General features: G+C 69.1%; 21 protein-coding genes. 10 read left to right on the top strand and 11 right to left on the bottom strand.

The genetic code is table 11. The annotated features are described in order from the left end of the window. The first annotated feature begins 30 nt into the window (after positions 1 to 30). The 5 genes from JI745_RS24440 (at position 31) to JI745_RS24420 (ending at position 3,235) form a co-directional block, all read left to right on the top strand. The gene (locus tag JI745_RS24440; protein ID WP_201813047.1) at positions 31 to 1,386 is read left to right on the top strand and encodes a CHASE3 domain-containing protein; all 1,356 of its coding nucleotides are present in this window, start codon (positions 31 to 33) and stop codon (positions 1,384 to 1,386) included. A 184-nt stretch (positions 1,387 to 1,570) separates the two neighbouring features. After that, positions 1,571 to 1,735 carry a DUF1328 domain-containing protein gene (locus JI745_RS24435; RefSeq protein ID WP_201813046.1) on the top strand — a complete coding sequence of 55 codons (165 nt, stop codon included), beginning with the start codon at positions 1,571 to 1,573 and terminating at the stop codon, positions 1,733 to 1,735. 57 nt (positions 1,736 to 1,792) lie between these two features. Next, positions 1,793 to 2,176: a hypothetical protein gene (locus JI745_RS24430; protein ID WP_201813044.1), complete on the top strand. Its 384-nt coding sequence runs from the start codon at positions 1,793 to 1,795 to the stop codon at positions 2,174 to 2,176. 70 nt (positions 2,177 to 2,246) lie between these two features. Then, positions 2,247 to 2,627, top strand: a complete 381-nt coding sequence (locus JI745_RS24425; RefSeq protein ID WP_201813043.1) for a phage holin family protein — start codon at positions 2,247 to 2,249, stop codon at positions 2,625 to 2,627. Further along, positions 2,624 to 3,235: a hypothetical protein gene (locus JI745_RS24420; RefSeq protein ID WP_201813040.1), complete on the top strand. Its 612-nt coding sequence runs from the start codon at positions 2,624 to 2,626 to the stop codon at positions 3,233 to 3,235. The genes JI745_RS24425 and JI745_RS24420 overlap by 4 nt, the downstream gene beginning before the upstream one ends. Positions 3,236 to 3,255: 20 nt before the next feature. On the opposite strand, the gene JI745_RS24415 is transcribed toward JI745_RS24420, so the two are convergent. The 3 genes from JI745_RS24415 to JI745_RS24405 are packed head-to-tail and all read right to left on the bottom strand — an operon-like array spanning position 3,256 to position 6,169. Beyond that, complete coding sequence (locus JI745_RS24415; RefSeq protein ID WP_236675429.1) at positions 3,256 to 4,698, bottom strand: phosphatidylserine/phosphatidylglycerophosphate/cardiolipin synthase family protein; 1,443 nt, start codon at positions 4,696 to 4,698, stop codon at positions 3,256 to 3,258. Next, positions 4,695 to 6,008, bottom strand: a complete 1,314-nt coding sequence (locus JI745_RS24410; RefSeq protein WP_201813038.1) for a sorbosone dehydrogenase family protein — start codon at positions 6,006 to 6,008, stop codon at positions 4,695 to 4,697. Before JI745_RS24410 ends, JI745_RS24415 begins: the two co-directional genes overlap by 4 nt. A gap of 2 nt (positions 6,009 to 6,010) precedes the next feature. Beyond that, entirely contained in the window at positions 6,011 to 6,169 is a 159-nt protein-coding gene (locus JI745_RS24405) for a DUF3309 family protein (RefSeq protein WP_201813037.1), read from the bottom strand. Positions 6,170 to 6,373: 204 nt separating this feature from the next. Here JI745_RS24405 and JI745_RS24400 point away from each other — a divergent pair, with 204 nt between their 5' ends. From JI745_RS24400 to JI745_RS24380, 5 genes are all read left to right on the top strand, one after another. Further along, positions 6,374 to 6,616: a hypothetical protein gene (locus JI745_RS24400; RefSeq protein ID WP_201813035.1), complete on the top strand. Its 243-nt coding sequence runs from the start codon at positions 6,374 to 6,376 to the stop codon at positions 6,614 to 6,616. Then, positions 6,616 to 15,294: a GH36-type glycosyl hydrolase domain-containing protein gene (locus JI745_RS24395; RefSeq protein ID WP_201813033.1), complete on the top strand. Its 8,679-nt coding sequence runs from the start codon at positions 6,616 to 6,618 to the stop codon at positions 15,292 to 15,294. Before JI745_RS24400 ends, JI745_RS24395 begins: the two co-directional genes overlap by 1 nt. A 125-nt stretch (positions 15,295 to 15,419) precedes the next feature. Beyond that, positions 15,420 to 15,995: a bacterioferritin gene (locus JI745_RS24390; protein WP_201813031.1), complete on the top strand. Its 576-nt coding sequence runs from the start codon at positions 15,420 to 15,422 to the stop codon at positions 15,993 to 15,995. Positions 15,996 to 16,080: 85 nt separating this feature from the next. Then, positions 16,081 to 16,395 (top strand): BON domain-containing protein, encoded by a 315-nt coding sequence (locus JI745_RS24385; RefSeq protein ID WP_201813029.1) that lies wholly within the window; start codon positions 16,081 to 16,083, stop codon positions 16,393 to 16,395. Between the two features lie 65 nt (positions 16,396 to 16,460). Further along, positions 16,461 to 17,654: an AI-2E family transporter gene (locus tag JI745_RS24380; RefSeq protein ID WP_201813028.1), complete on the top strand. Its 1,194-nt coding sequence runs from the start codon at positions 16,461 to 16,463 to the stop codon at positions 17,652 to 17,654. 33 nt (positions 17,655 to 17,687) lie between these two features. Here JI745_RS24380 and ntrC read toward each other — a convergent pair whose 3' ends face one another. The 8 genes from ntrC to JI745_RS24340 form a co-directional block, all read right to left on the bottom strand. Then, positions 17,688 to 19,220, bottom strand: coding sequence for a nitrogen regulation protein NR(I) (gene ntrC, locus JI745_RS24375; protein WP_201813027.1), 1,533 nt, complete (start codon positions 19,218 to 19,220; stop codon positions 17,688 to 17,690). A 38-nt stretch (positions 19,221 to 19,258) separates the two neighbouring features. Beyond that, positions 19,259 to 20,365 carry a nitrogen regulation protein NR(II) gene (glnL, locus tag JI745_RS24370; RefSeq protein ID WP_404932857.1) on the bottom strand — a complete coding sequence of 369 codons (1,107 nt, stop codon included), beginning with the start codon at positions 20,363 to 20,365 and terminating at the stop codon, positions 19,259 to 19,261. Beyond that, complete coding sequence (locus JI745_RS24365) at positions 20,362 to 20,895, bottom strand: hypothetical protein (protein WP_201813026.1); 534 nt, start codon at positions 20,893 to 20,895, stop codon at positions 20,362 to 20,364. Before JI745_RS24365 ends, glnL begins: the two co-directional genes overlap by 4 nt. A gap of 160 nt (positions 20,896 to 21,055) precedes the next feature. Next, on the bottom strand, positions 21,056 to 22,471 hold the full coding sequence (glnA, locus tag JI745_RS24360; RefSeq protein WP_201813025.1) for a type I glutamate--ammonia ligase: 1,416 nt from the start codon (positions 22,469 to 22,471) through the stop codon (positions 21,056 to 21,058). Between the two features lie 262 nt (positions 22,472 to 22,733). Further along, positions 22,734 to 23,606: an EI24 domain-containing protein gene (locus JI745_RS24355; protein ID WP_201813024.1), complete on the bottom strand. Its 873-nt coding sequence runs from the start codon at positions 23,604 to 23,606 to the stop codon at positions 22,734 to 22,736. Positions 23,607 to 23,639: 33 nt separating this feature from the next. Continuing rightward, entirely contained in the window at positions 23,640 to 24,626 is a 987-nt protein-coding gene (locus JI745_RS24350; RefSeq protein ID WP_404932865.1) for a sterol desaturase family protein, read from the bottom strand. A gap of 10 nt (positions 24,627 to 24,636) precedes the next feature. Then, positions 24,637 to 25,404, bottom strand: coding sequence for a polysaccharide deacetylase family protein (locus JI745_RS24345; protein ID WP_201813020.1), 768 nt, complete (start codon positions 25,402 to 25,404; stop codon positions 24,637 to 24,639). Beyond that, complete coding sequence (locus JI745_RS24340) at positions 25,388 to 26,368, bottom strand: selenium-binding protein SBP56-related protein (protein WP_201813462.1); 981 nt, start codon at positions 26,366 to 26,368, stop codon at positions 25,388 to 25,390. The genes JI745_RS24345 and JI745_RS24340 overlap by 17 nt, the downstream gene beginning before the upstream one ends. Positions 26,369 to 26,413: the final 45 nt, after the last annotated feature.

Here is a 26,413-nt window from a genome sequence, read left to right as displayed (position 1 = left end):
TGATCACATGTTATCGGACGAAAACAAAACATGAGCGTTTACAAGGTCCTCAAGCGAAACCCCGTCGTCTTCCCGCTCGCCTGCCTGGCCGTGCTGGCCATCGTGGCCGTGAGCGAAACCTCCTACTGGCGCTCTTCCGCCAAGCTCAACACCCTGACCCAGTTCGGCGCAGCGCGCACGGCGGTGCAGGACCTGGCACAGGCCATCCTCGACGCCGAAGCGAGCCAGCGAAGCTACCTCGTCACCCACCGGGACGAATACCTGCGGCCGTATGAGCAGGCGCTGAAGCAGATCGACCATTCCTTCAGGTTCCTCGACCAGTACTACCAGAAAGACGAAAACTCGACCGCCGTGCTGTCCAAGCTGCACACGGTCGTCGAGGGCAAGCTCTCGGAACTGTCCGAAACCCTGCGCCTCCAACGTGAGGGCAAAAATGATGCCGCGATGGCGCTGATGCTGTCCGACATCGGCCGCGAGAAGATGGACGCGGTGCGCCAGCTGACGCAGGAGCTCTTTGCCCGCGAAAGCGCCAACGTGGCCGCCGGCCGCGAAGAGGTCACCCAGACGCTCTGGCTGGCCCGCCTGGGCGTGATGGTCCTGAGCGTGCTCGGGCTGCTGTCGCTTTTCATGTACCTGCGCCAGACCTCCAGGCTGGAGGCCCAGCGCGAGGAGCAGCAGCGCCTCGTGCAGGGTGAGCGCGACCGGCTGGAAGAAGAGGTCGCGCAGCGCACCGCCCAGCTTGTCGAATTGACCGATCACCTGCAGACGGCCCGCGAGGACGAGCGCAACCGGCTCGCGCGCAACCTGCACGACGAGCTGGGCGCCCTGCTCACCTCGGCCAAGCTCGATGCGGCGCGCATCCGCTCCCGGCTGGCCGGCGCCGCCCCCGAGGCACTCGACCGGCTGAACCACCTGGTGGAGACGCTCAACAGCAGCATCGCGCTGGGCCGCCGCATCATCGAAGACCTGCGTCCCTCGACCCTGAGCAACCTCGGCCTCGTGCCCACGCTCGAGATCCTCGGGCGCGATTTCGCCAGCCACTCCGGCGTGCAGGTGCACTCGCAGCTCGAGGCGGTGAAGCTGCCGTCCGATGCCCAGCTGGTGGTCTACCGGCTGGTGCAGGAGGCCATCACCAACATCACCAAGCACGCACGGGCCAGGCAGGTGTGGATCAGCCTGCAGGCGCGCGACGGCCAGGCCCACGTGTCGGTGCGCGACGACGGTGTGGGTTTCGACCTCGCCCAGCAGCCCCGATCGAGCTTCGGGCTCATCGGCATGCGCTACCGCGTGGCAGCCGAAGGCGGCGAGTTCAAGCTCAGCTCCGCCCCCGGCGAAGGCACCTGCGTCGAGGCGGTGCTGCCCGAAACCGAGACCGCGCCGGCCTGATCGCCCACAGGCAAGACCCACGCGTTTTGCCTGTCAGCGGCCTCCTACGCCGCGTTGCTCGCTCCCCCGACAGTGCCTAGGCGGTGCCGCCTATCGCCTGCGCGTGGGCGCGCACCCACACTGCCTCCCATTCGCAGCCACCCTGCGAACCCGAGAAGACCAACTCTTTCACAAGGAGCACCTCATGCTGCACTACGCCGTCGTTTTCTTCGTGATCGCTCTGATCGCGGCACTGTTCGGTTTCGGCGGCATTGCCGCCGGCGCCGTGGGCATCGCCAAGATCCTGTTCATCGTATTCGCTGTGCTCGCCGTCGCGAGCTTCCTCTTCGGCCTGCTGAGAAAAGGCTGACCGGCCTTCATCCGCACCACTCACCCCCCTCGATCGATCGAACGAAAGGACACCATCATGTACACGAAGAACCCCGCTGATCCCACCGCTTCCACCGTCGCTGACCAAGCCGCAGGCAAGGCCGACCAGGCCATCCGCTCGACGCAGCGCCTGGCCAACGACGCGCTCGACGGCCTGTCCGAGAGCGTGAACAGCGCCTCCAGCCGCGTCGCGCCGATGATCAACCGCGCCACCGAGCAGGCCAGCGCCCTGGCTCAGCGCAGCATGGAAGCCGTGCGCCAGACCTCGCAGCAACTGCGCGACAAGGCCAGCCACGCCTCCGACGCCACCGCGAGCTACATCCGCAACGACCCGATCAAGTCGGTGCTGATCGCCGCCGCCACCGGTGCTGCCCTGATGGCGCTCGTGAGCCTGCTCAGCCGCTCGCGCCACCACGACTGAGAACGTCACAAGCCCCTCGCCGCCCGACTGAAAAGCGGGCGGCTTTCTCTCGTCTCAGGAGCCACCCGCCATGCACCCGCTGCTGCACCTCGCCGTCCGTGAACCCTCCCTGCTGGCCGACCACGCCGGCGCCTATGCCGAACTGCTGGGTGAAGAGATCGGCGTGGCGTCTGCCCACTGGAAGCGCAAGGCCCTGCTGAGCGCCGTGGCGCTGTGCGCAGCAGGCGTGGGCGCGGTGCTCGCCGGCGTGGCGCTGATGCTCTGGGCGGTGGTGCCGCCCGAGAACATGAACGCGCCCTGGGCGCTGCTGGTCTCGCCGCTGGTGCCGCTCGGTCTCGCCGTCGGGTGCTGGGTCGCGGCTCAAAGCAAGGACGGGCCCAAGGCCTTCGAACAGGTGCGGCGCCAGCTGCGCGAAGACGCCGCGATGTTCAAGGAGGTCACCGCATCATGAGCACCGAACTCGACCCCCGCCTGTCTGCTGTCGAGCGCCTCGCCCTCTCGCGCGAGCGCCTGCGCGGTGCCCTGCAGGAGCTGTCGCCGCCCCGGCACGACGGCGACGACGGCGGCCCCTCGGTGCTGATGACCGCGCTGATGGCCATCCCTGGCGTCAACACGGTGGTCGAGTCGGTGCGCAACTGGTGGTCGCAGCACCCGCTGCACCTGGCCACGCTCGTCGCGGGCAACACCGCGCGCAGTGCGGTGGAGCCGGTGGCGCGTCGCAGCCCCTTCGGGCTGATCCTCGTGGCCGCCGCGATCGGCGGCCTGCTGTACTGGGTGAAGCCGTGGCGTGGCCTGCTGAAGCCCGCGCTGCTGGCAGGCATGGTGCCCCACCTCGTCTCGCGTGTGATGGACCATGTGCCGCTCGAGTCGTGGATGTCGGCCGTGTCGACCTTCGTCAACGAGCGCATGCATGGCGGCAACTCACCCGACACGAAGCCCGAGGCCGCTCCGCCCGGCAACGGTGCAGCCCCGTCCGCGTCCGCGCAGACCGGCGTGAAGCCGGGCACCGCCTCGTCCGACCCGGCACCGCCGATTCCGTCCACCGGCACCCTGCACTGACGACCGGCCCGGCCCGGTCGTCAGAGCCAGTACTCCCAGATCCCGGCGAAGGTTTCCTTCAGGCGGTCCTTCATGGGCCGCTTCTTCCATTGCGTCAGCGTGACCGGCTGCGAGGCCTCCAGGTCCTTCTTGAACATCGCCTCCATCTGCTGGCCGAAGTCGGCCCCCAGCACGACGGCGTTGAGCTCGTCGTTGTGCAGGAAGCTGCGCCAGTCGAGGTTGGTCGAGCCCACCGTGGCCCACACGCCGTCGATCACTGCCGTCTTCGAATGGAGGATCACACCCCGGCGCTCGTGGATCTTCACGCCCGCCTTCAGGAGCTGCGAGTAGAAGCGCCGCCCGGCATGGAAGATGAGCCAGGCGTCGGTCTGGCTCGGCAGGATGAGCGTCACGTCGACCCCGCGCCGCGCGGCGGCTTCGAGCGACGCGAGCAGCTGCGGATCGGGCGCGAAGTAGGCCATCGTGATGTGCACGCTGGTCTCGGCCGCGCCGATGGCCGACAGCAAGGTGGCGTAGATCAGGCTGTAGGGCTCGTCGGGCGAGCTGCCGATGGCACGCACCACCTGGTTGCCCACGTGCTGCAGCGGCGTGAAGTACTGGCGCTCCGGCAACGGCTCGCCCTTCTGCTTCTTCCAGGTGTTGAGGAAGAGCCGCTGGTACTCGGCGACAACCGGCCCCTGCAGGCGCACGTGCGTGTCGCGCCAGGCATGCCCGTCCTTGCCGGGGGCCACGCCGCCCGAGCCCGAGCTGCCCGAGGAGCCCGATCCCCCCGAGCGGCTGAACGAGCCGCTCGAATAGACGCTGCTGATGTTGATGCCGCCGAGGAAGGCCACCTTGCCGTCCACGATCAGCAGCTTGCGGTGGTCGCGCTGGTTGATGTCCCAGCCCTTGCGTGCGTTCTTCGGGTTGACCGGGTTGAACTCCAGCACCTTGATGCCGACGTCGGTCATGCGCTTGAAGAATTCCTTCGGCGTGAAGAGGGTGCCCACGCTGTCGTGGATCACGTTCACCTGCACGCCCTTCTTCTGCTTGGCGATCAGTGCATCGGCGAAGCGGCGCCCCACCTCGTCGTCGTCGAGGATGTAGGTCTCGAGGTTGATGTGGTCGCGCGCCGCCTCGATGGCGGCGAACATCGCGCTGTAGGTGGCCGGGCCGTCCTGCAGCAGGGTGGCCTGGTTGCCGATGGTGAGCGGGCTGCCGACCACCGCCTCCTCGATGGCCAGGTGCCGCTCGAAGATACCGGTCTCGGGCGCACGCGCCGCCAGCTTGGCGAGCACCGCCTTGCTCTGCTCGGGCGTGAGCGGGCCGCGGGCGCTTTCGAGTTGAGGCTTGGCCGGCGCCGTGGCCAGCACTTTCTCGGGCTCGGGCAGCGTGCTGCAGGCGCTCACCCCGCTCAGGCCCACCAGTGCGGCCAGGACGATGCAGTTGAGTTGGTGGGGCCTGCCGGTGCGCATCGCCATCATGGCTGGGCCGCGCTCACGCGCCACACCACGTTGCCCACATCGTCGGCCACCAGCAGCGCGCCCTTGGTGTCGAGGGCCACGCCGACCGGCCGCCCACGTGCCTTGCCGCTCCCTTCATCGAGAAAGCCGCTTAGCACGTCGACCGGCGCCCCCGAGGGCTTGCCGTTCTGGAAGGGCACGAAGACCACCTTGTAGCCGCTGTGCGGCTTGCGGTTCCACGAGCCGTGCTGGCCGATGAACATGCCTTGTGCAAAGGGTGCCGGCAGCGTCGTGCCGCCCGACCACGCGAGGCCGAGCGAGGCGGTGTGCGGCCCCAGCGCGTAGTCGGGCACCAGCGCGGTGGCCACGAGGTCGGGGCGCGGCGGCTTCACGCGCTCGTCCACGTGCGAGCCGAAGTAGCTGTAGGGCCAGCCATAGAAGCCACCGTCGCGCACCGAGGTCATGTAGTCGGGCACGAGGTCGCTGCCGATCTCGTCGCGCTCGTTGACCACCGTCCACAGCACGTTGGTCGACGGCTCCCAGGCCATGCCGTTCGGGTTGCGCAGGCCGGTGGCGAAGAGGCGCTTGGCACCCGTCTTCGCGTCGACCTCCCAGATGGCCGCGCGGCCCTCTTCCACCGCCATGCCTTTCTCGGCGACGTTGCTGTTGGAGCCGACGGTCGCGTAGAGCTTGCTGCCGTCGCGGCTGGCGATGAGGGCCTTGGTCCAGTGATGGTTGAGCGTGCCGCCGGGCAGGTCGGCCACGCGCAAGGGCGCGGTCTCGATGCGCGTGCTTCCGGTCGGGTAGGTGAAGCGGACGATGGCGTCGGTGTTGGCGACGAAGAACTGGTCGCCCACCAGCGCCATGCCGAAGGGCGAGTTCAGGTTTTCGAGGAAGGGCGATCGCACGTCGGCCACGCCGTCGCCATTGGTGTCGCGCAGCAGGGTGATGCGGTTGGCGCTGGGCGTTGCCGCACCGGCCTTCTTCTGCATCAGGCCCATTACCCAGCCGCGCACGCCCTTGTTGGCGTCGGGCCTCGGCGGTGCGTTGCTCTCGGCCACGAGCACGTCGCCGTTGGGCAGCACATGCACCCAACGCGGGTGGTCCAGGCCCGAGGCAAACACGTTGACCTTCGTGCCCGGCGCCGCTTGAGGGCCCTGGCCGGCCGGGAAGGGCTCGGCCTTGGCCACGTTGACGGTCGGGATCAGTGTCTTGTTGGGCGCCGGCAATTCAGGCGTCGGGCCGGTGCCGGCCGAGACGGGGAGCTTTGCGGTGTCGCCACACCCGGCGAGCACCGACAGCATCAGCGCCGCCAGCGTCAGCTGCCACATGGTCAGATCCGTCCCATCAACAGCAGCACGATCACGATGATCAGCAGGAGGCCGACGCCGCTCGTCGGACCGTAGCCCCAGCCGCGGCTGTGCGGCCAGCTGGGAAAGGCGCCGATCAGCAACAGGATCAGCACGATGAGCAGGATGGTCCCGAGGGTCATGTCGTTCCTCCGTCAAAGAGTTGGTATCAGGATGTTGCGCATCGTCCGTGGCGGGCACCCCGCTTGCCATCAGCCCGCGGCGGCTTTCGCTGTGGGCCGCCGCCTACAGCAGACTCCGCGCACCTTCGCGTGTAGGCCTCGTCCGACACCGCGTGCAGGGCTCGTCTTATGTGCCTTCAAACGCGCTGAAGCCACCATCGCGGCATGACGCAACGCCACCCCGCCACGCCTTTCTGGAGCACCGCTTCCTTCGGTGACAGCCCGGACACCACGCCCGCGGAGCTGTCGGGGCTCAGCGAGCACTTCACGTCCTGCAAGAGCCTGCATGGCCGCTGGTTCACCTTGCAGTGCCTGGCCGAAGCAACCGACCGATTCATCGCCGGCCGGCTTGTCACGACCCTCGTGGTGGCCGCCTTTCTGATAGGGGTCACTTCACTGGTCGTGTGATGGCCACGCGCCCGCTGGAGCGTCTGCTGCCGGAGGCGCCCCGGCCCCTCTTGAAGATCCTCGATGGCGAGCGCGGCCCCGTGCTGGCGCCGGTGCGTGCCGAGCTCTACGGCGCCGAGCGCTTCGCCCAGCATGCGAGAAGCCTGGCCGACAGCCACCGCGCCGAGCGCGGGCACTGGCGCTCGGCCACCTTCTTCCCGCGCTTGCGCCACAACATCACCGCGCTGCGCGAAGCGCACCAGTACATCGGCCTGCAGGCCGAGAGCGGCTACGACATCAGCCCTGCCGGCGAATGGCTGCTCGACAACTTCCACGTGATCGAGGCGCAGCTCAAGGCCATCCACGAGGACCTGCCACGCCGCTACTACCGCCACCTGCCGGTGCTCGTGGAGGAGCCGCTCGCCGGCCTGCCGCGCGTGTACGGCCTCGCCTGGGCGTTCGTGGCCCATACCGACGGCGCCTTCGACGAAGACCTCGCGCTGCGTTTCCTCACCGCCTACCAGCAGGCCCGCGAGCTGCAGCTGGCCGAGCTGTGGGCGCTGCCCACCACGCTGCGCGTCGTGCTGATCGAGAACCTGCGGCGGCTGGCCGAACGCGTGGCCACCACGAAGGCGGCGCGCGAGCTGGCCAACCTGTGCAGCGACCGCCTGCACACCTTCTCGATCGAATCGCTCGACGAACTGCTGGCCGAGCTGAACCGGCGCGGCGTGGGCCGCACCTTCCTCGGCCAGATGACGCAGCGCATGGCCGACCTGCAGCGCACCAGCGACCCGCTCGCCCTGCTGCCCTACCAGCACTGGCTGCAGGCCGCCCTGCCCGACGTGGCCACGCTGCGCGCCCAGCAGGCCGCCGACCAGGCCGCCGACAACCTCAGCGTGAGCAACGCCGTCACCTCGCTGCGCACCATCGGCGATGCCGACTGGCCCGACATCATTGCGAAAAGCTCCACGCTGATGCAGCTGATGCTCGGCTCGCCGATCTTTGCCGCCGAGCACACCGCCACGCGCGACCAGACGCTGCACGGCATCGAGCGCCTGGCCCGCCGCTGTGGCCGCAGCGAGACCGACGTCGGCCGCACCCTGCTCTCGCTGATGAGAAGCGGCGACCCCGACGAGCCCGACACCCAGGTCGCCCTGTACTGGCTCGAAGGCGGTGGCCGCGCACGCCTGCTCGAAGCGCTGAAGCTGCGCGAAGACACCGGCACCGCGTGCGCCGTACAGGCCCGCGTCAACGCGCTGCCGATCTACCTGGGCGCGTTGCTCGCGGTCACGGTGGCCGTGGTGATGCTGATGTTCGCGCTGGCGCCGCCCACCCCGAACAAGACACCGGTGCTGCTCGCCGCCCTGGCCACGCTGCTGATGTTCTTCCCGGCCTCCGAGGCGGTGGTCGCGGTGATCAACAGGCTGGTGAGCGAATCGGTGCGGCCGCAGCACCTGCCGCGGCTCGCGCTGCACGAGGGCATCCCGCCCGAGCACCGGGTGATGGTGGTGATCCCGTGCATGCTGACCAGCGACGACGGCATCGCCGCGCTCGTGCACCGCCTGCTGCTCCACCACCTCGCCAACCCCGAGCGGCATGCGCAGTTCGCCCTGCTCAGCGACTGGGCCGACGCCGAGGCGGCGCACATGCCCACCGACACGCCGCTGCTGCGCGATGCGGTGGCCGAGGTGCGTGCGCTCAACAAGCGCCACCCGGTGGCCGAGGGCGAGCCGCCGCGTTTCATCATCCTGCACCGCGAGCGCGAGTTCAGCAGCACCGAGCAGTGCTGGATCGGCTGGGAGCGCAAGCGCGGCAAGCTCGAGCAACTGATCGCCGCACTCGCGCGCGGCGAGCGCGGGCCCTTCCTCGACCTCGGGCCCGAGTCGCACATGGCCGCGGGCACGCGCTACATCCTCACGCTCGACAGCGACACCGAGCTCCCGCCCGGTCGCCTGCGCGAGCTGGTGGGCGTGGCGGCCCACCCGCACAACCGGCCGCAGGTCGATGACAACGGCCTGCAGGTCACGCGCGGCTACAGCATCTTCCAGCCGCGCATCGCCACGCCGCTGCCGCAGCCGCACGAGGCCACGCCCTTCCACTGGCTCTACGCCGGCCAGCCGGGGCTCGACCCCTACAGCACCCCAAGCTCCGAGATCTACCAGGACGTCTTCGGCGAAGGCACCTACACCGGCAAGGCGCTGCTCGACGTGCAGGCCATGCACACCGTGCTGCACGAGCGCCTGCCCGAAGGCCTGGTGCTGAGCCACGACCTGGTCGAAGGCTCGATCGCCCGCTGCGCCGCCGTCACCGACCTCGCGCTGATCGAAGACGCACCGGTGCATGCCGACGCCGCCGCCGCGCGCATCCACCGCTGGATGCGCGGCGACTGGCAGCTGCTGCCCATCTTCGCGAGCCCTCGGCTCTACCCGATGCGCGGCGTGAACCGCTGGAAGGTGTTCGACAACCTGCGCCGCTCGCTGGTGCCGCCGGCCGCCTTGCTGCTGCTCGTGCTGGCGCTCATGCGGCCGGTGGTGTCGCCGTGGGCGGCGCTGGTGCTCGTGTTCGCCGCCTTCGGTGCGGGGCCGCTGCTCGGCGCCATCGCCGGCTTCGCGCCCAGCCGCGACAACATCGCCGTGCGCCACTTCTACCGCGGCGCTGCGCTCGACCTCGCGCGGGCACTGCTCGGCGCGCTGTGGCACGTGGCGCAGCTGCTGCAGCACGCACTGCTGGCGGTGGATGCGATCGTGCGCTCGCTGCACCGCATGTTCGTGAGCCGGCGCCTGCTGATGCAGTGGACCACCTCCGCCAGCGCCCGGGCCACGGCGGAGACCGAGCTGCGCGCGCTCGCCCAGGTCCACTGGCGCACGACCACCGCCGCCACCGTGCTGCTCGCGCTGCTGCTCATCGCCCGCACGCCCTACCCCTGGCTCGCGGCCCTGCTGTGCGCGACCTGGGGCGCCTCGCCGGTGTGGACGTGGTGGGTGAGCCGCCCCCGCCCCGCCCGCGAAGACCAGGCCCTGCCGTTCGACGACCGCATGCGGCTCGAGCGCATCGCGCGCGACACCTGGCGGCTCTTCGAGCGCTGCGTCGGCCCGGGCGACCGCCACCTGCCGCCCGACAACCTGCAGACGCTGCCGCACGACATGGTGGCGCACCGCACCTCGCCCACCAACATCGGCCTGTACCTGCTCTCGGCCTGCTGCGCGCGGGCCTTCGGCTGGATCGGCAGCCGCGAGCTTGCGCAGCGACTGGAGGCCACGCTCGGCACGCTCGACACCCTGCAGCGCCACCGCGGCCACTTCCTGAACTGGTACGACACGCAGAGCGGCGCCACGCTGCTGCCGCTGTACGTGTCGACGGTGGACAGCGGCAACCTCTGCGGCCACCTGCTCGCCGTGGCGCAGGCCTGCCGCGAGCTCGCACCCCGCCCGCTCGACCTCCACGCCGCCCAGGCCGCGGCACACGCCTCGCGCGCACGGCTCTCGCCGCTGCTCCAGCAGCTGCCCGAGCTCTTCCCCGACAACGGCCACCCGAGCCGGCCGCTCGCGCGACTGCTCGCCATGCCCAGCCCGCTCGACGAGGCCGAGCACCGCCCGGCCGAGTTCGGCCTGCTGCTGCGCGATGCGCGCGAGGAGCTGCGCGCCTGGATGCCCGAGGTGGTGGACGCCTTGACCGTGCCGACCAAGGCCACGCTGCGCGAGGAGCTCGCCTGGCAACTTGGCGACCACCTCGCCACGCTGGAATCGGCCCTGCACGACATCGACGCGCGGCGCAATGCCGAGGCCTTGAGCGCCCAGCTGCTGACCATCGCCGAGCGCTGCGAAGCGCTGGCCTGGAGCGCCGACTTCAGCTTCCTCTACCACCCGAAGCGCCACCTCTTCCACATCGGCTATCGCGTGGCCGAAGGGCAGCTCGATGCCGGCTTCTACGACCTGCTGGCCTCCGAGGCGCGGCTGACGAGCCTCCTGGCCATCGCCAAGGGCGAGGTGCCGGTGAGCCACTGGGCCTCGCTCGGACGGCCCTTCTACGCGGTGGGCGCACAGGCAGGGCTGCGCTCGTGGTCGGGCTCGATGTTCGAGTACCTGATGCCCAGCCTCGTGCTCGACGAGCCACACGGCAGCGTGCTGCGAGATGCCGCCATCGCCGCGGTGCAGGAGCAGATCGACTACGCCGGCGCGCACGGCGTGCCCTGGGGCATCTCGGAGTCGGCCTATGCCGGCCGCGACCACACGCTGGCCTACCAGTACGCGCCGCAGGGCGTGCCGCGCCTGGCCTTCCGCCGCACACCGGTCGACGAGCTGGTGATCGCGCCGTACGCCACTGCGCTTGCCGCGCAGGTGGCGCCGCGCCGCGCCGCCGCCAACTTCGATGCGCTCGCCACCCTGGGCGCGCGGGCGCGTTACGGCTACATCGAGGCGCTCGATTTCACGCCCGCGCGACTGGCCGCCGCCGAGCCGTACGCCCCGGTCGCCACCTTCATGGCGCACCACCAGGGCATGAGCATCGTCTCCATCGCCAACGTGCTGCTCGACGGACGCGCCAAGCGCTGGGGCATGGGCAACCCGCGCATCGAGGCGGTGTCCTCGCTGCTGCACGAGCGCGCGCCGCACGAGGTGTCGCGCCTGTACGAGCCACTGGCCGGGCCGCCGCCGGTGGCGGTGAAGCGCACGCCGGCGCTGCTGCGCGAGCTGAGCCCGGGCACCAGTGCGGTGGAGCCGACGCACCTGCTGTCGAACGGTCGCTACAGCGTCTCGCTGCGCGCCAACGGCGCCGGCTGGAGCCGCCGCGGCAATGCCGGCATCACACGCTGGCGCGACGACGCGCTGCGCGATGCGCAGGGCAGCTTCTTCTACCTGCGGCGGCCCGGCGCGCAGCAGCAGGCCTCGCTGCGGGTGTCCCCGCTCGTGTCCCCGCTGGTGTCGATCACCCAGCACCCGGCGCCCGACCCGAAGGCCTGGTACCGCGCGGTCTTCCATGCCGACCGTGTGTGCTTCGATGCCGCATGGAGCGACGTGCAGGCGCACAGCACCGTGTGGGTCAGCCCCGAGGACGACATCGAGTTCCGCCAGGTCGAGCTGCGCAACCTGACGAACGAGCCGCTGGAGCTCGAGCTCGTCTCCGTCTTCGAGCCGACGCTCGCCGACCCGCGCGCCGATGAGGCGCACCCGGCGTTTTCCAACCTCTTCATCCGTGCGCAGTGGCTCGCGTCCGAGCAGGCGCTGCTCTTCGAGCGCAAGCCGCGGCTCGTCACCGAATCGGGCCTGCAGGCGGCGCACTTCCTCGCCGAGAGCGATGCGCAGGTCACGCGGCTTCGGGTGCAGACAGACCGGCTGCAGTGGCTGGGCCGCAACCACGATGCGGTGCGGCCGCACGGCGGCCTGCGCGAGGTGCCGGCCGGTGCAGACCCCGAGACGCCCGTCACGCTCGACACCGGCCTCGACCCGCTCTGCGCACTCGCCGTCACGCTGCGACTGAAACCCAACGGCCGCGCGCAGCTCACCTTCGCGACGGCGGCGTCCGATTCGTCGGCCACGCTGCACGCGGTGATCGACAAGTACCGCCAGCCGATCCACCTGCAGCGCTCGTCGCTGATGTCGGCCACGCTCACCGGCATCCGCCTGCGCAGCCTCAACATCAGCGCCGAGACCTTCAACGCGGCCCAGGCGCTGACCACCGCGGTGGCGCTGTCGCTCACACGGCCCGCGATCGGCCCGCCGGGGCCCGAGCGGCGCGCCACCGAGCGCATCGACGTGTGCGACCGCAAGCTGCTGTGGCGCTTCGGCATCTCGGGCGACCGGCCGATCGTGCTGGTGTCGGCGGGGCTCACGCAATCGCTCGGCCTGCTGCGCTCGCTCGGCCAGGTGCTGCGGCTGTGGGCCTGGGGGCGTCTGCCCTGCGACCTGGTGGTGGTGGACGCGGAGCCGGCGTCGTACCACATGGCGCTGCACCGCGAGATCACGGCGCTGCGCGAGCGGCACGACGCCGAGAACGCCGCGCAACCGGGGCCGCCCTGCACCGGCCTGCACCTCTTGCGCGCCGACGAGCTGAGCCCCGAAGAGATGGGCACGCTGCGCAGCCTGGCGCGCATCCGACTGCGCGCCGACGGGCGCCCGCTCGTGCACCACGTGCAGGAGTGGATCGCGCTGCACGAGAAGGCCGAAGACGCGCGCAGCGCGGTGGCCATCAGCGCCGTGCCGATGGCGCGCCTGCCCGCGGCGCCGGTGGCCGTGACGCGGGGCCGCTTCGACGAAGGCGCGCACGAGTTCCGCTTCGAGGCCGGTGGCCGCATGCGCCCGCCGCGCCCGTGGATCAACGTGCTGTCGAACCCCGACTTCGGCGGGCAGCTCTCGGAGGCCGGCGGCGGCTACACCTGGGCGGTGAACAGCCGGCTCAACCAGCTCACCGCATGGTCGAACGACCCGGTGTCCGACCCGCCCTCGGAATGGTTCCTCGTGCAGGACCGCAAGACCCGCGAGGCGTGGAGCGTGACGCCCTCGGCCTGGGGCGACGAGCGCATCACCTACCACGTGCAGCACGGTCAGGGCTACTCGATGGTGCGCCACCAGCGGGGCGACGTGGCCGTCACCGCCTCGTGGTGCGTCGACGCGCAGACCGCGGTGAAGCAGGTCTGGCTGCGGCTCGAGAACAGGGGCACGCGTGCGCAATCGCTGCGGCTCGTGGCCATGGCCGAGTGGATGATGGGCGCCAGCCGCAGCGAGCGCGGCACGGTGCACACCGCGGTGCACAGCTCAGGGCAGGTGCTGGCCCTGCTCGCCACCCAGGCCGACCGCACGGCCGGCTATGGCGATGGCACGGCCTTCCTCGCCATGCAGGGCCGTGACGAAGACGACGACTGGACCTGCGACCGCCGCGAGTGCTTCGATGCGCGTGGCCGGCTGGTGCTGCCCGAGCGCTTGGCAAAGCAACGCGGCGCGGGCCTGGACCCTTGCGCCGCGCTGTCGACGCGCATCACGCTCGAGCCGGGCGCCACCCACGACCAGGTCTTCCTCATCGGCTACGGCAGCAGCCCGGCGGCGGCGCGCTTGCTCGCCGAAGAAGCGATGCCGGTGCCACCCCGGCAGCGGCTCGATGCCGTGCTCGCGCGCTGGGACGCCCTGCTCGGCGCCACGCGCGTGCAGACACCCGACCCGCTCTTCGATGCCATCGTCAACCGCTGGCTGCTCTACCAGGCCGTGGCCTGCCGGCTGTGGGCCAAGGCCGGCTTCTACCAGGCCGGTGGCGCGACCGGCTTTCGCGACCAGCTGCAGGATGCGATGGCGCTCGCCTGGCCAGCCCCGAAGATGCTGCGCGACCAGATCCTGGTGGCGGCCTCGCGCCAGTTCCCCGAAGGCGACGTGCAGCACTGGTGGCACGCCCCCGCAGGCGCCGGCGTGCGCACGCATTTTTCGGACGACCTGCTCTGGCTGGCGCACGCCACCTCGCACTACCTCGAGGCGACCGGCGACACCTCGCTGCTCGACGAGGAGGTGCCCTTCCTCGAAGGCGGCCCCATCCCCGAAGGCGCGGAAGACGCGTACTACACGCCCACCATCAGTGCCCAGAAGGCCAGCGTCTACGAGCATGCTGCACGCGCCATCGACCGCAGCCTGAAAAACGGGGCCCACGGCCTGCCGCTGATGGGCACCGGCGACTGGAACGACGGCATGAACCGTGTCGGCCATGAAGGGCGTGGCGAATCGGTGTGGCTCGCGTGGTTCCTCTGCCGCATCGTCGACGACTTCGCCCCGGTCGCGCGCAGGCGCGGCGAGACCTCGCGCGCCGAGCTGTGGGAGCGCGCGGCGCAGGGCTGGCGCCGCGCCCTGCACGCCGAAGCCTGGGATGGCCAGTGGTTCAAGCGCGCCTTCTTCGACGACGGCTCGCCGCTCGGCTCGCAGGTCAACCGCGAAGGGCGCATCGACCTCATCGCCCAGGCCTGGAGCGTGCTCTCGAGCCGCGAGCTCACCGGCGAGCATGCCGAGCGGCCGCACACCGCGATGACGGCCGCCGAGGAGCTGCTGGTGGACCACGAGGCCGGCCTCGTCAAGCTGCTCGACCCGCCGCTCGCCACCGCCTCGCCGAGTGCCGGCTACATCCAGGCCTACCCGCCGGGCGTGCGCGAGAACGGCGGACAGTATTCGCATGCCGGCGTGTGGGCGCTGATGGCGCAGGCCGAGCTGGCCACGCGCGCCGACATGGCGCCCGACGTCGCCGAGCTGCCCTACCGCTACTTCTGCTACCTGAGCCCCGCGCACCGTGCGCTGCACCCGAAGGTGGGCGAAGCGTATGCGATCGAGCCCTACGTGATGGCTGGCGACGTGTACACGCAGCCACCGTACGTCGGCCGCGGCGGATGGAGCTGGTACACCGGCGCGGCCGCGTGGCTGCACCGTGCGGCGATCGGCTCCATCCTCGGGCTGAAGCTGCAGGCACAGACGCTGAGCGTGCGCCCCTGCCTGCCCGCGCATTGGCCGCAGGCGGAGCTCACGCTGCAGCGCGACGGCCGACGCCTTCACTTCACGCTGCTGCGCGCCAGCACGGTGGCGGCGCGCGAGATGGCCACCGCGCGAAACGCGCGGCTGCTGCAGGTGGGCGAGGTGGTCGCGTGGCGTGACCTGCCCGCCGACATGGCCTTCGTGGTGGCGGTGGAGCAGCACGCCAACACGCCGGAGCCGCAATCGCAGAGCGCGTTGCAGAAGTGACCTCGTGGCTCCGACAGGGGCCTGAGGCCCCGTCCTACAGCACCAGGGCCGCCGCGCCGATGGATGCCGCTCAAATGGCTTTCTAGAGTTCAGGCACTGACCTGACACCCCGACGAGGACGCCGCATGTACACCTCACAAGACCAGAAAACCCAGGGCCCCGCCACGACACAGCCCGATGCCCACACACCGCTGGTGCTCGACGAGGCAGGCCTCGAGGCAGCACGCAAGAGCCTCGACCAGGGCGCCATCACCCCGGCCTACGGCCCCTGGCGCGAAGACATCATCAAGCTGCTCAACGACTCGCTCGCCACCGAGCTCGTGTGCGTGATGCGCTACAAGCGCCACTACTACACCGCCGTCGGTCTCGACTCGCCCGCCATCGCCGACGAGTTCCTCGTGCATGCGAACGAGGAGTCGGCCCACGCCGACAAGCTCGCGCAGCGCATCGTGCAGCTCGGCGGCAAGCCTGACTTCCGCCCCGATTCGCTCACGCAGCGCAGCCACGCCGACTACGACGAATCGCTGGAGCTGCAGGACATGATCCGCGCCAACCTGATTGCCGAGCGCGTGGCCATCGAGGCCTACACGCAGATCATCAAGCTGATCGGCGACAAGGACAGCACCACGCGCCGCATCCTCGAGGAGATCCTCGCGGACGAGCAGGAGCACGCCGACGAGCTGTCGGACTGGCTGGCCTGAACCCTCCACCGCCTTTCAACGTTTCCGTCCCCAGGGTGGTGGGTTCGAAGACCACCCGCATGTCCAACACGATAGGAGCTACACCATGATGATCCGTACCACCCTCGCCGCCGCGATGACGGCTTTTGCGCTGATCGCCACCTCGGGCTGCGCCGTCAAGCGCGGCCAGGAAACCGTCGGCGAGTATGTCGATGACGCCAAGATCACCACCGCCGTGAAGGCCCGCTTCGTCGACAACAAGGAAGTCGACGCCACCTCGATCAAGGTCGAGACGCTCAAGGGCACGGTGATGCTGTCGGGCTTCGCGAAGAACGCGACCGAGAAGGCCACCGCCGAGAACATCGCCTGGAAGGTCGACGGTGTGAAGGCCGTCAAGAACGAGATCGCCGTTCGCCCCTGAACCAGTGCGCTGATCGCCGCCCCGGGTTCATGTGAACGCCGGGGCTTTTTTTCGCACGCCGACCGATGCACACCACCGACGAAGACGACGATGACCCGCTGCCACGGCGCACGCACAAGCCGCGCGTGCGCTCGAGTGCCGCCACCAACTTGCTGGCCGCCATCGCCGTCGTCGCCGTCTTGTGGTGGGGCCAGCGTTTCCTGATCCCGCTGACGGCGGGGCTGATGCTCGTGATGTTGGTGACGCCGCTGTCGGTGGCACTCGAGCGTGTCGTGCGCAGCCGCACCCTGGCCACGCTCATCACGCTCGCGGTGGTGATGGGCACGCTGGCCGCAGGGGCCGCGATCTTCGGCGGCCAGCTGGTGCGCGTGGCCGAGCGCACGCCCGAGATGATCAGCATGGCCGCGGCGAAGCTGGCCGAGCGCGACCCGGGGGCCGAATCGGTCGTGTCACGCGCGCGCATCGCCTTGCAGGAGCTCGATCGTGCGACCGAGCGCGTGATGTCGGGCAAGCCACCGCGGCCGACACGCCGCGTGGTGGCCGCCGCGGCCGCCGCAGCAGCGGCCTCGGCCCCCAACACCATCACCGCCGGTGCAACGGTGGCCTTGCGCGAAGGCGCGGTGACGGGCTCGAGCGCGCTGCTCGAGTTCACCGCGAACCTGAGCATCGTGTTCCTCATCGCCTTCTTCGTGCTCATCGGCGGCAAGCCGCTCACCGAGCGCTTCCTCGGGCTCTGGGGCGAGCACCCCGAGGTGCAGGCACGCGCCGAGAAGGCGCTGCTCGAATGTGCCCACCAGGTCCGCATCTACCTCGGCGTGCTCGTCGTGACCAACGCCATCATCGGCGCGGCGGTGTGGCTCGCCTTCTGGGCGGCAGGCCTGCCCGACGCCGGCGGCTGGGGCGTGACCGCCGGACTGCTGCACGTCATCCCCTACCTCGGGATGGCGGTGCTCACGGGGCTGGGGGCGGCGGAGACCTTCCTCGCGCACGGCTCGCTGGGCTCGGCGGCGGCCATGGCGGCGTTCATCATCGTGATGTCGACGCTCGTGGGCACCGTCGTGACCGCGTGGCTGCAAGGGCGTGCGGCGAAGATGAACCCCGCGGCCGTGTTCATCGGCCTGGTGTTCTGGGGCTGCATCTGGGGGCTGTGGGGCCTTTTCCTGGGCCCGGCCTTGGTGGTGGTGATGAAGGTGATCGCCGCACACACCCGCTCGGGGCAGCGGCTTGCCCATCTGATGCAGGAAGCGCCGCCAGGATGACGGCCCCTCGGCCGTCGAGTACGCCGGCCGAGGTTAGTCGTCGAGGCCGAGTTCCTGAATCTTGCGCGTGATCGTGTTGCGGCCGATGCCGAGCTTTTGCGCGGCCTCGATGCGGCGGCCGCGCGTGATCTCGAGCGCGGTGTGGATCAGCTGCGCTTCAAACTTGCGCGTGAGCGTGTCCCACACCTCGGGCACGCCGGCCTGCAGCATCGAGCGCGACTCGCGTTCGAGGTCGGCGAGCCAGTTGGCCGCCGCGATCGGCACTTCGGCCACCGGCACGGTGGTCGCGGGCGGCGACGAAGCGGTCCACCCCGGGGCCACCGCAGCGGGGGCTGCGCCGGGCAGGTCGGCGACGCCTTCGACGGCGAGCGCCGGCGCTGCCGCCGGCAGCACGGGGCGCGGCGCCATCGGGTCGCCGCCGAGCAGCTCAGGCGGCAGGTCCTTGGGCTCGATCACCTGCGCCGGGGCCATCACCGTGAGCCAGTGGCAGATGTTCTCCAGCTGGCGCACGTTGCCGGGGAAGTCGAACTGCATCAGCCGGTTCAGCGCTGCATCGGTGATGCGCTTGGCCTCGATGCCAAGCTCCTTCGCGCTCTTCTGCAGGAAGAAGCGCGCGAGGGCCGGCACGTCTTCGCGCCGCTCGCGCAGCGCAGGCAGGCGAAGGCGGATCACGTTGAGGCGGTGGAACAGGTCTTCGCGGAAGGCGCCGAGCTTCACCCGTTCTTCGAGGTTCTGGTGGGTGGCAGCGATCACGCGCACGTTGGCCTTGAGCGGGTTGTGGCCACCCACGCGGTAGAACTGGCCGTCGCTCAGCACGCGCAACAAACGCGTCTGGAGGTCGAACGGCATGTCGCCGATTTCATCGAGGAAGAGCGTGCCCCCGTCGGCCTGCTCGAAGCGGCCGCGGCGCGTGGTCTGGGCGCCGGTGAAGGCACCGCGCTCGTGGCCGAAGAGTTCGCTCTCGAGCAGGTCCTTCGGAATGGCCGCGGTGTTGATCGCGACGAACGGGCCGCTCGCGCGCGGGCTGTGCTTGTGCAGCGCGTGGGCCACGAGCTCCTTGCCCGAGCCCGACTCGCCGGTGATGAGCACGGTGACGACGCTCTGGCTCAGGCGGCCGATGGCGCGGAAGACGTCCTGCATCGCCGGCGCCTGGCCCAGCATCTCGGGCATCGCGGCCATGCGCTCGTCACGCACTTCCTCGCGCATGCTCTCGTCGACCGCGCGGCGGATGAGCTCCACCGCCTTGGGCACGTCGAAGGGCTTGGGCAGGTATTCGAAGGCACCGCCCTGGAAGGCGCTCACGGCGCTGTCGAGGTCGGAGTAGGCCGTCATGATGATGACGGGCAGGCCGGGCGCTCGCTCCTTGACCTTGGTGAGCAGCTCGATGCCCGAGCCGCCCGGCATGCGGATGTCGGACACCAGCACCTGGGGCTGGTCTTCCTCGAGTGCGGCGAGCACGTCGCGCGGGTTGGTGAAGCTGCGCACCGCGAGTTCTTCGCGCGCCAGCGCCTTCTCCAACACGAATCGGATGGATTGGTCGTCGTCAACGATCCAGATGGGTTTCATGCCCTGCCTGTTCTGGTGGCCGCTGACGAGGCGTGAAGCTACGGCAGCGGTATCACGATCTTGAAAATGGTCTGACCCGGCTCACTCGCACATTCGATCACGCCTTGATGCTGCTGCACGAAGGTTTGTGCGAGTGTGAGCCCCAGACCCGACCCGCCATCGCGTCCTGATACCAAGGGGTAGAAGATGCGATCCCGGATCGACTCGGGGATGCCCGGGCCGTTGTCCTCGATATGCAAGTCCAGTGCCAGTCGATAGCGCTGCTTGCCGAGAGTGACCTGCCGTGCGATGCGGGTGCTCAAGGTGATGCTGGCGTCGCCCTGGGCGATGCGCTCGGTGAGCGCCTGGGCGGCGTTGTGGGCGATGTTGAGCACGGCCTGGATCAGCTGCTCGCGGTCGCCGCGGAATTCGGGGATGGAGGTGTCGTAGTCGCGGCGGACCGTGAGCCCGCGGGGGAATTCGGCCAGGATCAGCGCCCTCACCCGCTCGCACACCTCGTGGATGTTGACGTCGCTCACCACGTGGGGCTTGCGGTGCGGAGCCAGCAGCCGGTCGACCAGCGCCTGCAGGCGGTCGGCCTCCTGGATGATGACCTGGGTGTATTCGGTGAGCGCGCGCGACTCGACTTCCATCTCGAGCAGCTGCGCCGCGCCACGGATGCCGCCGAGCGGGTTCTTGATCTCGTGCGCCAGGTTGCGGATCAGCTCTTTATTGGCGGCCGCCTGGCCCAGGGCGCGCTCCTCGCGGTCCTGGCGCGTCTGCTGCTCGATCTCGACCAGTTCCACCAGCACCTGGTCGCCCCGGTCCATCTGGTTGACGATCACGTGCACCGGCAGGGGTTCGCTGTGCAGCGAGGCCGGCCGGCGCAGCAGCGCCTCGAAGCGGCTGGTGGCGAAATCGTTGCGGGCCACGGCGTCGACGGTGTCGCGCACGATCTGTGCGTCGACGAACCAGTCGAAAAGCGAGCCCCGCAGCACGCTGCGCCGTGACAGGCCCAGCACGTGCTCGAAGGCGGCGTTTGCAAAGAGGCAACTGCCCTCGCGGTGCACCACCGCGACCATCGTGGCGAGGTGGTCGAAGGCCTCGTAGGCCCGGGTCTGCGCCGGGGTCAACGCCGGCTGGGTGGTCGTGGACGCGGCGCTCACTGCAGCTTCGGCGAAGCGTCGGAGGGCGGAGGCTGCTTCCCGAGCTCGCGGCGCAGGGCCGCGACGTCGTTTTCCTTGCGGGCGATGGCGGCCTTCATCTCGGCCACGCGGTCCAGGTACTTCTGGTAGTTGCGCTCATCGCCACGGCGCTCGGGCTCGCCGTTGTTGAAGTCCTTGCGCAAGCTGGCAAGCTGCTCCTCTTCGCGCTTGAGTTCGGCTTCGAGGATGCGGCGGGCATCGGAATCGCGGTTGCGCTGCTCGGCGGAGTCGACCTTTTCGCGGCTGGCCGCCGGCGGCACCGGCGCACCGGCGGTCGGCCGCGGCTTGGGCGACTGGATGACAGTGATGGGGGCGCCCTCGAGCGTGCGGCAGCCCTTGTCGCGGGCCTCCTTGGCAGAGAGCGCGTCGGTGTACAGCGGCGGGTTGCCCGGGCAGCGGTAGACGGGCTTGTCGCCCTGGGCCCACGCGGGCGACGCCGCCGCCAGGGCCGTCAACAGGGAAAAAGAGAACCGGGAGCGCGCTGATGTCATGTGTCACCTCTGCCCTGTAACGCCAGCGCCCGTGCGCAGGGTGACAGGACAAGCCTTGCGATTGTGTCCGATTGCCGTCTCCCGATGCACCAAAAGAACGAGGGCAAAAGAAAAGGGACGGCGGCTGCCGTCCCTTTCGAGCCATCGGAACCGGGGAGGTTCAGAGGCTGTAGTACATGTCGAACTCGACCGGGTGCGTGGCCATGCGGAAGCGGGTCACTTCCTGCATCTTCAGCTCGATGTAAGCGTCGATGTAGGCATCGGTGAACACGCCACCCTTGGTCAGGAACGCGCGGTCCTTGTCGAGGTACTCGAGGGCCTGGTCCAGGCTGTGGCAGACGGTCGGCACCTTCGCGTCTTCCTCCGGCGGCAGGTGGTAGAGGTCCTTCGTGGCGGCTTCGCCCGGGTGGATCTTGTTTTCCACGCCGTCCAGGCCGGCCATCAGCAGCGCCGAGAACCCGAGATACGGGTTGCACAGGGGGTCCGGGAAACGCGCTTCGATGCGGCGGCCCTTCGGGTTCGACACATACGGAATGCGGATCGAGGCCGAGCGGTTCTTGGCCGAGTAGGCCAGCTTCACCGGAGCTTCGAAGCCAGGCACCAGGCGCTTGTACGAGTTGGTGCCGGGGTTCGTGATGGCGTTCAGCGCGCGAGCGTGCTTGATGATGCCGCCGATGTAGAACAGCGCGAATTCGGAAAGGCCGGCGTAGCCGTCACCTGCGAACAGGTTCTTGCCATCCTTCCAGACCGACTGGTGCACGTGCATGCCGGAGCCGTTGTCGCCGACGATCGGCTTGGGCATGAAGGTCGCGGTCTTGCCATAGGCGTGGGCGACGTTCTGGATCACGTACTTCTGGAGCTGCAGCCAGTCGGCGCGCTGGACCAGCGAGCTGAACTTGGTGCCAATTTCCATCTGGCCGGCGTTGGCCACTTCGTGGTGATGCACTTCGACGGGGATGCCCAGCGATTCGAGGATCAGGCACATCTCGGAGCGCAGGTCCTGGCCGCTGTCGACCGGGGGGGTCGGGAAGTAGCCGCCCTTGACGGTCGGGCGATAGCCGGAGTTGCCGTGCTCGTATTCCTTGCCCGTGTTCCAGGCAGCTTCTTCGGACTCGATCTTCGAGAAGCAGCCCGACATGTCGACGCCCCAGCGCACGCTGTCGAAGATGAAGAACTCGGGTTCCGGGCCGAAGAAGGCGGTGTCGCCGATGCCCGAGGACTTCAGGTAGGCCTCGGCACGCTTGGCCAGCGAACGCGGGTCGCGCTCGTAGGGCTTGCCGTCGGCCGGCTCGATCACGTCGCAGGTAAGGATGAGGGTCGACTCTTCGAAGAAGGGGTCGATGTTGGCCGTGTTGGCGTCCGGCATCAGCAGCATGTCAGAGGCTTCGATGCCCTTCCAGCCGGCGATCGACGAGCCGTCGAAGGCGTGGCCCGACGTGAACTTGTCTTCATCAAAGTGAGACACGGGCACGGAAACGTGCTGCTCTTTGCCGCGGGTGTCGGTGAAACGGAAGTCGACGAACTTGACTTCGTTCTCCTTCACCATCTTCATCACGTCGGCGACGGTCTTGGCCATCAGGGGACTCCTAGCGAGATGCTGTGTGGGGTTGGAATTGGGTCAGTGTTGCTGGCAGTTCAGGCGCAGACCGGCCCCGAAAAGCGCACAGGAATGTAGCAGAAAGCATGCCCGATACCCCTTGATCGAAGGTGGTCGAAACGGGTCCATAACGGGGCGGATGAAAGATTTAGACGGCACTTGGTGCGCTGAAGCGCCGCCTCCGCTGGGGAATCCAATTTGGTGCAATCAACAACACCAACTTGGTGCGCTCGCGAACATCTCAACGCACCAGTTTTGGGCCATCCGGCGGCGCCAAGCTTTCGGTCAGGACGGCAGCCTCGGCGAGTGCTGCGGCATGCTGAGCCCGGTGCACTTCCAGCGCGGCCAGAAGATAGTGGGCGAACCACAGCGCCGAAAACGCGAACACCAAGGTGTAGATCCAGATCGCCACCGGAATGAGCAACGGCGCCACCGCCACGAACAAGGCGCCGGAGATCCACAGCAGCGACGGTGCCGCTCCGAGGTAGCCGGTCAGCACGCCCATCCCCAGCAGCATCCACCGGTGGCGGCGGATGACCTCCTGTCGCTCCTCCTTGCTGGCGTGGTCGGCGAGCATGTCGTAGCTCATCACCCGGTAGGTGAGCCAGCCCCAGATCAGCGGCGGCACCACCAGCACCACCGGCGGAATGAGCCAGAACGGGATCGAGACGATGAGCGCCATCACCGCCATCAGCGTGGCACTCAGGCTCACGAAGACGCTGCCGGCGAACGATCCCCCGCGGCGCACCTCCAGGCTTGGGAACCGGCGGCGAGCCACCAGCTTCAGCATCGCCGGCGCCATCAGCAGCGCGACGGCCACCAGCGACAGGATCACCAGCACCGGCGTGACCAGCAAGACCACGACCAGCGGCGCCAGCACCGATTTCAGGCCGCTCATGCCGATGCTGGCGAGCCACTTGAACAAGGCTTCGAGCAGGTCCCACGATTCAAACGCGCCGCGCACCGCGTCCATCGCATCCACCCAGTACAGCCTGCTGAGCGCATAGGCCGACCCACTGATGAGCACCAGCGGCAGCAACGACAGCCCGATCACCACCGGATGGACGCAATAAGCCGCGGCGCGCCACGCCGCATCGAACACGGAACGGATCATGGGCCGCAAGGATAGCCGGGGATCAAGCCAGGCTCAGCGCTGCCCGAACACGCGCCGCAGGCCCAGCCACTGCTGTGACCAGAAGCCTCGCCCGTAGTCGCGGCCGCCCTCCTCGGGCAGCTGGTCGCGGATGCCGGTCGGGTCGTAGCGCAAAGTGAAGTCGGCCGTGCGGAAGAGCACGTCCCACACCGGGAAAAGCACCGCAAAGTTGTGCCCGCCGAGCGAGCCGCGGCCGTTCGACTCGTGGCCGGCGCCGATGCTGTGGTGCAGGCGATGAAAGCGCGGGCTGACCAGCACACGCTCGAACACCGGGCCGAACCACATGCGCACATTGGCGTGCGACAGGCTCTCGAGCAATTGCGTGCAGGCCACGACCGCCACGAACTGCCCCGGCGCGATGCCGATCAGGCGTGCGGCGAGCACGAGGATGCTGTCGCGGATCAGGTCGTCGAGCAGGTGGTTGCGGTTGTCGCTCCACATCGTCATCTGCTGCTGGCTGTGGTGCAGCGAATGCAGGCCCCACCACCAGCGCAAGTTGTGCTGCGCGCGGTGCAGCCAGTAGTCGATGAAGTCGAGCACCAGGAGGTAGGCCAGGAAGGCAAACCAGGCCGTGTCGGTGAGCCCAGGCCACAGCGGCGCCAGCGCCTGGTCGAGCTGCCAGCTCGACACACCATGCAGGCTGAGGGTGCCGAAGAGAATGTCCCACAGCGGGTCGATCGAGAAGAACAAGGCCAGGCGGAACAGGCCGAGGCGATGGATCAAGGTGTAGAGCACGTCGACCCGCACTGCGCGCCGATCGCTCACCGGCTCCACCGGTCGCCAACGCTCCAGCGCTCGAAACACCACCAGCATCACGATGAGCTGGAGCACTCCCACGAGCAACCAGCCGGTGGCAGCGTAGCCGTCTTCGAGGATGTTGCCCATGCCCAGCGCAAACGCGACGGGCTGCACCACGGTTTCGTAGACGAGCTCCTGCACGCGATGGAAGCCATCGGCGAAGACTTGGAGGAGCTGGTCGATCATGGGGTGCTCAACGCGCGACGGCCGCGGCGCGGTAGACAGGATGCTCCGCCAGGGTCGCGAAACAGAAGCCCTTGGCCTTCAGCCCCTCAATCAGCGGCTCGAGCACGGCCGGTGCCCAGGGGTCGCGTCGCGACCAGATGCCCAGGTGCGCCAGGAGGATGTCGCCCCGGCGCACGTCACGCAGAGCACGGGCGAGCAGCGTGGCATTGGGGTAGCGCTCGCTGGGCAGTTCGTCGCCGAGAAAGCCGGCCGGGCTCCAGCCGACATGCGTCCATCCGCAGGCCTTTGCGGCGTTCAGCAAGGCGGGCGAGGTCTTGCCACCCGCCGCGCGAAAGAGCCTGGGCATGGCCTGCCCGGTCATCGCCTTCAGACGATCCGCGGGGCGCTGCAGTTCGGCACAGTACTGCGCAGGCGTCCAGGTCTGCACCTGCCCGGCCTTCGGCCCCGCGCTCGCACGCACGCGAAAGCCCTCTGCCACATCGGCAACCCAATACACATGGTCGAAGGTGTGCGATGCAAAGAGGTGGCCTTCGGCGGCCCGCGCTTTCCACCAAGGCGCCCACTGGTCGTCGAGGCTCGTCCCGCCGGTCAAGGTCTTTTCGTCGGCGAGGAAGAAGGTGGCCTTCACGCCCTGGCGGTTCAGCACCTCGGCGACGAGCGGTGCCACGCCCATGTGGCCGGTGTCGAAGGTCAGGTAGAGCGGCTTGTCGCAGGCCGCGTGCGCCGGAAGCGCCACCGCCCACGCGAACAGCGCGGCACTAGCGGCGCGGCGCATGATCGAGCGTCCACACGCCGTGCGGCGAGCGGCCGACCGCCACTTGGCGAACCACCTGTTTCTTCTCGATGTCGATGAAGCTCAGCTTGCGCGCCCAGCGCGAGGTGACCATCAGGGTCTTGCCATCGGACGACAGGTCCATGCAATCGGGACCGCCAGGGCCGGGCAGCTGCGCCACCACCGAAAGGCTCTGGACGTCGACCATGCTGATGGTGTTGGCCACCCGGTTGCTGACGAAGACGTGCTTGCCGTCTCCGCGCGAACGGAAGGCATGCGCGCCGGCCCCCGTCTGGATGCGCTTGACGAGCTTGGGCGTGGGCTGCGTCACGTCGTAGACCTCCACGTACTCGTCGCCGGTCAGGCCCACCATCAGCAGGCGGTCGTCAGGGGTGAGGTACAGGTCGGCGGGAAGCTTGCCGATGGCGATCTTCCAGCGCGGCTTCTGCGTGGCGAGGTCGATTGCCATCAGCTCGTCGCTGTCCTGCATCGACGCGTAGACCGTGGTGCTCTTGCTGTCGATCGCCAGGTGGCTCGGGGTGCGCGTGGCGCGCACGCGACCAGCCAGCTTGAGCGGCGTGGCCGTGTCTTGCGGTTCCCAGCGGTAGATGTCGACGTGATCGAGCCGGTTGGCCGCCGTCACGAACCACTTCATGTCGGGCGAGAAGCGCAGGTGGTACGGGTCGATGATCTTGGTGATGGTGCGCTGCACCTCGCCCGTCTTCGGGTCGATCAGCGTGAGCGAGTCGCTCAAGGCATTGGCGACGATGAGCGACTTCTCGTCGGGCGTGAGGTAGAGGTGGTGCGGCTCCTTGCCGGTCGGGATGCGCTTGAGCTCGGTAAAGCTCACCGGATCGATGACGCTGATCGATGCGTCGAGCGAATTCAGCACGAAGATCGGCGGCTTGTCGGCTGCCAGGGCCGACGAGCAGCAGAGCGCGGCCAGCACGGCCACCAGCGCAGACAAAAGAGCGGAAAACGGATTCAACACAGGCACCACCGGAGGACGGGC

The sequence above is a fragment of the Piscinibacter sp. HJYY11 genome (genome assembly GCF_016735515.1).
Taxonomy (GTDB): domain Bacteria; phylum Pseudomonadota; class Gammaproteobacteria; order Burkholderiales; family Burkholderiaceae_C; genus Rhizobacter.
Note: the sequence above shows the minus strand (reverse complement) of the source record. Positions and strands in the feature narration are given on the sequence as shown.

What these genes read in the sequence shown, in the direction of transcription:
- JI745_RS24365 (WP_201813026.1), bottom strand. Translation starts at nt 20,895, where the DNA reads ATGACATCAGCGCGCTCCCGGTTCTCTTTTTCCCTGTTGACGGCCCTG.
- glnA (WP_201813025.1), bottom strand. Translation starts at nt 22,471, where the DNA reads ATGGCCAAGACCGTCGCCGACGTGATGAAGATGGTGAAGGAGAACGAA.
- JI745_RS24390 (WP_201813031.1), top strand. Translation starts at nt 15,420, where the DNA reads ATGTACACCTCACAAGACCAGAAAACCCAGGGCCCCGCCACGACACAG.
- JI745_RS24385 (WP_201813029.1), top strand. Translation starts at nt 16,081, where the DNA reads ATGATGATCCGTACCACCCTCGCCGCCGCGATGACGGCTTTTGCGCTG.
- JI745_RS24405 (WP_201813037.1), bottom strand. Translation starts at nt 6,169, where the DNA reads ATGACCCTCGGGACCATCCTGCTCATCGTGCTGATCCTGTTGCTGATC.
- JI745_RS24425 (WP_201813043.1), top strand. Translation starts at nt 2,247, where the DNA reads ATGCACCCGCTGCTGCACCTCGCCGTCCGTGAACCCTCCCTGCTGGCC.
- JI745_RS24415 (WP_236675429.1), bottom strand. Translation starts at nt 4,698, where the DNA reads ATGATGGCGATGCGCACCGGCAGGCCCCACCAACTCAACTGCATCGTC.
- JI745_RS24420 (WP_201813040.1), top strand. Translation starts at nt 2,624, where the DNA reads ATGAGCACCGAACTCGACCCCCGCCTGTCTGCTGTCGAGCGCCTCGCC.
- JI745_RS24410 (WP_201813038.1), bottom strand. Translation starts at nt 6,008, where the DNA reads ATGTGGCAGCTGACGCTGGCGGCGCTGATGCTGTCGGTGCTCGCCGGG.
- JI745_RS24395 (WP_201813033.1), top strand. Translation starts at nt 6,616, where the DNA reads ATGGCCACGCGCCCGCTGGAGCGTCTGCTGCCGGAGGCGCCCCGGCCC.
- JI745_RS24380 (WP_201813028.1), top strand. Translation starts at nt 16,461, where the DNA reads ATGCACACCACCGACGAAGACGACGATGACCCGCTGCCACGGCGCACG.
- JI745_RS24440 (WP_201813047.1), top strand. Translation starts at nt 31, where the DNA reads ATGAGCGTTTACAAGGTCCTCAAGCGAAACCCCGTCGTCTTCCCGCTC.
- JI745_RS24355 (WP_201813024.1), bottom strand. Translation starts at nt 23,606, where the DNA reads ATGATCCGTTCCGTGTTCGATGCGGCGTGGCGCGCCGCGGCTTATTGC.
- ntrC (WP_201813027.1), bottom strand. Translation starts at nt 19,220, where the DNA reads ATGAAACCCATCTGGATCGTTGACGACGACCAATCCATCCGATTCGTG.
- JI745_RS24345 (WP_201813020.1), bottom strand. Translation starts at nt 25,404, where the DNA reads ATGCGCCGCGCCGCTAGTGCCGCGCTGTTCGCGTGGGCGGTGGCGCTT.
- JI745_RS24400 (WP_201813035.1), top strand. Translation starts at nt 6,374, where the DNA reads ATGACGCAACGCCACCCCGCCACGCCTTTCTGGAGCACCGCTTCCTTC.
- JI745_RS24435 (WP_201813046.1), top strand. Translation starts at nt 1,571, where the DNA reads ATGCTGCACTACGCCGTCGTTTTCTTCGTGATCGCTCTGATCGCGGCA.
- JI745_RS24430 (WP_201813044.1), top strand. Translation starts at nt 1,793, where the DNA reads ATGTACACGAAGAACCCCGCTGATCCCACCGCTTCCACCGTCGCTGAC.